Origin of the sequence: Nostoc flagelliforme FACHB-838 (genome assembly GCF_014698065.1) — a bacterium.
In the GTDB taxonomy this organism is placed as follows: domain Bacteria; phylum Cyanobacteriota; class Cyanobacteriia; order Cyanobacteriales; family Nostocaceae; genus Nostoc; species Nostoc flagelliforme_B.
In genome coordinates this window covers 1-4,629 of record NZ_JACJSI010000437.1, presented here as the reverse complement: position 1 = coordinate 4,629, position 4,629 = coordinate 1, and the positions used below count along the sequence as shown (strand labels likewise).

General features: G+C 45.3%; 5 protein-coding genes and 3 pseudogenes. 6 read left to right on the top strand and 2 right to left on the bottom strand.

All coding sequences use genetic code 11. The annotated features are described in order from the left end of the window. Positions 1–247: 247 nt before the first annotated feature. Positions 248–382 (top strand): annotated as a pseudogene (locus H6G97_RS45950) (SDR family NAD(P)-dependent oxidoreductase); the annotation flags it as partial. A 126-nt stretch (positions 383–508) separates the two neighbouring features. Further along, on the top strand, positions 509–1,117 hold the full coding sequence (locus H6G97_RS45945) for a DUF4360 domain-containing protein (RefSeq protein WP_190947075.1): 609 nt from the start codon (positions 509–511) through the stop codon (positions 1,115–1,117). A gap of 235 nt (positions 1,118–1,352) precedes the next feature. On the opposite strand, the pseudogene H6G97_RS45940 reads toward H6G97_RS45945, so the two are convergent. Continuing rightward, a pseudogene (locus H6G97_RS45940) lies at positions 1,353–2,070 on the bottom strand (IS1 family transposase). Between the two features lie 238 nt (positions 2,071–2,308). Here H6G97_RS45940 and H6G97_RS45935 point away from each other — a divergent pair. The 4 genes from H6G97_RS45935 (at position 2,309) to H6G97_RS45920 (ending at position 3,992) form a co-directional block, all read left to right on the top strand. After that, positions 2,309–2,962, top strand: a complete 654-nt coding sequence (locus tag H6G97_RS45935; RefSeq protein WP_190735714.1) for a GOLPH3/VPS74 family protein — start codon at positions 2,309–2,311, stop codon at positions 2,960–2,962. Next, positions 2,952–3,203, top strand: a complete 252-nt coding sequence (locus tag H6G97_RS45930; protein WP_190947076.1) for a hypothetical protein — start codon at positions 2,952–2,954, stop codon at positions 3,201–3,203. Before H6G97_RS45935 ends, H6G97_RS45930 begins: the two co-directional genes overlap by 11 nt. Continuing rightward, positions 3,193–3,564, top strand: coding sequence for a peptidoglycan-binding domain-containing protein (locus tag H6G97_RS45925; protein WP_199350127.1), 372 nt, complete (start codon positions 3,193–3,195; stop codon positions 3,562–3,564). The genes H6G97_RS45930 and H6G97_RS45925 overlap by 11 nt, the downstream gene beginning before the upstream one ends. A gap of 134 nt (positions 3,565–3,698) precedes the next feature. After that, positions 3,699–3,992: a hypothetical protein gene (locus tag H6G97_RS45920; protein WP_190947073.1), complete on the top strand. Its 294-nt coding sequence runs from the start codon at positions 3,699–3,701 to the stop codon at positions 3,990–3,992. Positions 3,993–4,447: 455 nt separating this feature from the next. Here H6G97_RS45920 and H6G97_RS45915 read toward each other — a convergent pair. Continuing rightward, a pseudogene (locus tag H6G97_RS45915) lies at positions 4,448–4,629 on the bottom strand (IS4 family transposase); the annotation flags it as partial.

Sequence of the window (4,629 nt, the reverse complement as noted above, 5' to 3'; positions counted from 1 at the left end):
GATGCAGTTCGTCAACGTATCTTGAATGATTTTTCGCAACGATTGCGAACCATTGAACGTGAGTTGCCGATCGCGGTAGGTCAGTATTGATCGGCATGGAACTGGCGAGACTGGATTTATGGGGCACGCAGCCAGGATCGTACTCATCCTGGTTGTAGGAGGCGCTTCTTATTGCTGGCTCCTACACGTATTGCTCATTGAGTTTTTGACAAAGTGACACAGCCATTCACAACAAGAGGTAACTATCATGATGCTTAAAGACAAGGTGGCATTAGTCACTGGCGGAACTTCAGGAATTGGTCGTGCAACCGCGATCGCCTTTGGTGCTGCGGGTGCAAAAGTTGTGTTCTCCGGCAGACGCGATGCAGAACGCGAAACAACGGAGAAATATTAACAGAATGGGAGTAGTATTTCTCAATCATGAGAAATATCAATTATTGATATTTCTGAAATTTTTTGCATCAAATCCGTATTTAACACTACTGAAAATACTTAAGACAGGTGAATGATGAATAGTCGAGACTTCAAGAAAACATCTATGAACTTTGTTAAAGCAATTCTTGCTGCGGCAACACTGATTACAGCCTCTGTCGGCCCCGTCTTTGCTGCTAACGACAAAGTTGAAATTTTAGGGGCAGAATATGGTGGTAACGGTTGCCCTGAAGGATCTGCTGCTGTGAGTGTCAGTCCTGATGGTCAAGAGCTAAGTATCTTATTTGATCAGTTTATAACTGTGGGAAATAAGGCAGCAGAAAGTCGCAAAAGCTGTAATTTGAGCATCCCGATCAAAGTACCCCAAGGCTTTCAAATTTCCCTTTACGATGCTGATTATCGCGGTTATGTTGCTCCTTCCACTATTGGGAGATTAAGAGCAGAGTACTTTTTTGCTGGTCAACGTGGCCCTGTTTTTTCTCGGACATTAAGAGGCGAAACTGACTACAATGTTCGAGATCAATTAGTAACTGTGGCTGATGTCTGGTCACGCTGTGGCGACAGTGTAAATATGCGGGTGAATGCTGCAATGACCGCTAGTGGCCAAGGTATCGCGACTGTTGACTCCTTTGATCTCGCCCACCGTGGTTTGGTTTATCACATCAAATATCGCCAGTGTCGTTAGGTCTTCTCAAAGAAGAGAGTTTTTTTGCTCTTTGCTTTTAAAAGACGTAAGGTGTAGGTTGCGCTAATGCTCTCTGTGTCTGGAACAGGGTGTTGGCTTGCGCCAACTCAACTTACACCTTTTCTTGTACTAAAGCTTACTGTCAATCAACTGTTGTCTGTTCGTTTAGACTTTTGAGCGTAGCTTTTTTAAGTGATTTTAAGCAATCATCGGCGTTGCATAAATGCGGGATGAATTAGGTAAACACGGGTATTTCTCTATACTTTAAATAATGAAGTAACAATCGAATTGAATGTTTAAGCATATCCACGGATTTAGAATAGCAAAGTGTTTTTCGATGTAGTCTTGCTAGGTAATGGCGCAAGCGGGTATTTTCGCCCTCGACCCTAGTCATATAGGTTTTGCTTACGATATGGTCTCCCGGGTCAATAAAGCAAGGATAAACTTTCCAACCGTCTGTGACGTAGAAGTAACATTGCCAATAGGAAACAATGTCCCACAAGAATTTAAATGTTTCTGAACTGCGGTAAGCGAAGCCATGCCGTAGGCTTATCGCCTATTACCCAAGCTAAGATACCCTCATGAAAGTGATTTACTGCTGTCCACAACCAAACTTTGTTTTTTTTGAACCGATGAAGGTTTGTAGTTCATCTAATTCTCCAACGGATGGTATGTCGTCGCTAGGCGGTACGTCGGGGAGTTTTTCGCCTATTTGTTTTAACCAATAAATTACGGTTGTATGGTGAACTCCTTTATCACGCTCAATGGCTCGAAATCCCATGCCATTAACGTATGACCTTAAACATTCTTGCTTGATTTCATCTGAGTACCCTTTTGGTGGACTGTAAACATCGATAAATTGACGACCACAATTGACACAAATGTGATGAAAGTTTACCTCTTCGTTTACCATTTTTTCTAATTTCAGTAGAGTCGCAGTATGGACATTGCACAGTAGATGACCTCAATTCATCCCTCTATTATGCAACGCCGCTTTTTTGTTGCTTTGAACAGAGGAGAGATTCAGATGTCAGAGAACAATAAAGCCATCTTAGAAGCGGTAAACGCGGCGATCACACAGGCACATGGACAGAAGCCGCTTAAGATCCTTACCTTTCGGCATCAAACTTGCGATTAGCGCCGAGGCGCAACTCCGAAGGAACCGCAATATACCTCAATAAGGAATTCATCATGCAATATCTTTCACAGGACTTAATCCTTCTTGCACTCAATCCCCAAACTGGGAAAACTCGCTTCTCTTTCTACGCAGCGCTCGAATATGGCTTGGTCGGTTCTTTGTTACTAGACTTAGTACTGCAAGGCAAACTTGAGATCGACAACAACAATCGTGTGATCGGTGCGATCACAGGCAACACAGGCGATGAATTCTTAGATCGACACCTCAATGAGGTTCTGGCATCGTCTCGACCTCGAACTGCAAGGTTCTGGATTACTCGTTGGAGACGAAGATACAGATGGTTTCAGCCGGTTGTGTTGCAGAACTTAGTCGATTTAGGTGTTTTGCAACGACAAGAGCAACGCATTCTTGGACTGTTCCCAACGCAGCGATATTTTCTAACCGATGAATCCATTCAACGCGAGATTGTCCAGCAAGTTCGTGAAGCCGTGTTAGAAGGCATTGGACTGGATTCTCGGATGGCAGCATTGATTAGTTTGATGCAAGCCTCTGACCTGACCGATGCGGTGTTCAGACCTGAAGAACGTCCTGAAGCGCGATCGCGAATTAAAGCGATCGCAAGAGAGGAGTTGGTCGGTCAAGCCGTTTCAAAAGCAATTTTCACCGTTCAAGCAGCCACGCTTCTGGGTGCAATCAATGTCCGATGAAATCGTTAGGGGTTGTATAGAACAAACGAATGGTCTTGTTGCGCTTCCGGGCATATCTCCTTACGTTGCTAGCAAACATGCAGTGATAGGGCTGACACGCTGCCTTCGGCTGCTAGAACGTCAATTCTTCTTAGACGACTTTGACTCCCTGAGTGCAGAGGCTCAACGTCAAGTGACCGACCTCGTTGCAGGTCTCAAAGCGAGTGGAGTAATCACTCCGACGCAAATTGATGCGAAATAGAACCAATCTCCATCAGGAGGACAATCATGAAACCTCAACTCATTTTCGGAGTACTAATGATCGCAACAGGATTGCTCGGAGGTTCATTCACTCATCCCGCGATAGCGAAGCGCAGATCGCACACAGCATTCCTCCACAACAAACCTCCCCTATTCTGGTCGCCACTGCCTACACTGATTTAACCTTACCTACCTTGCGCCAAGGCGATCGCGGCAGAAACGTGCAATTGTTACAGCGCATCCTTCAAGACAATGGCTTTTTAGGAGCCGCAGGTGTGAGGTTAAGCAATCCAAGAGGGGCGATCGTCGATGGCACCTTTGGTACGGTCACAGCGTCTGCGGTACGCGATCTCCAGCGATGATACAGAATCCCAGTTACAGAGCGAGTCAATCCAACCACCTGGGAAGTCCTGGATATGCACGAAAACCCCTATCGATCCCCGCTTCCCTGGAAACAACAGAACATTACACAACCATAAGCCACAGAAGATTTCTAATGAACCGAAAGATTTTTTCAATCAAAATCACAACTACAACCACAATCGCAATCACAATTCTGTTCGGCGTACTCCTACTGTTCAATTCTCCATCCCTGGCTCAAGTCAGTTCACAAGTGATTCCCAGAATCGAAGTGATCGAAAGTTCTGAAGGGATTCCACCCAGCTACCGTTTAGTCATTAGCCGATCTCAGGACAATGTTTATGTCTTCTGTCCGACTGACTTCGAGCCACAGTTGAACTATCTGCGAAATGTGAAGGCGATTCAATGTAAGCCGTTTACCAGTCCCTAGAAGTAAACCAGTGAGGGGCAACAGCATAACAACTCACACGACTTTGTTGCTTTGAACAGAGAAGAGATTCAGATGTCAGAGAACAATGATCAAACTAGCGAAGATTATTGAGGAAACGGCGGATATGTGGGCTTTTGCCGCTCATTGGACGGGGCTGGATGTGAAGCCAGCGAAGTGATCGCGTCAAACAAATCAACATACGTCGAACTAATCGAGGAAGCGTAACGCCTCACACCACTCTATTTCCGTCAATGCGTAAGTTCTAACAAACTAATTTACAGTCTGCGCTTTGGTGGGGTCATCGATGACCCCGTTGATACCTGAACCCATTAACAACTAGCTTGAAGGAGTTTATCCCCATGTCTCACATTTCTTCTAACCACAAGCGAGATCGTGTCCTACCCACGCACGGCTCAGAGCCGAATGGCACTAAGAAAAGCCGAAACACTTGCGGGTTAAGCAGTTTGCAATTGGTTTCGTAATTCGTGCCGAGGTTTCGTCATTAAAGGGTAAGCTTTCGGGCGACGTTTACGAACTCGTGGTTCACTTCTACCGGGGCGATCGCTGACAGGCTTGTGGGCAATAACTTTTAGTAAAGTACGATAAATTCGCTGACGTTTTGTTGAAGTTGCGGCTA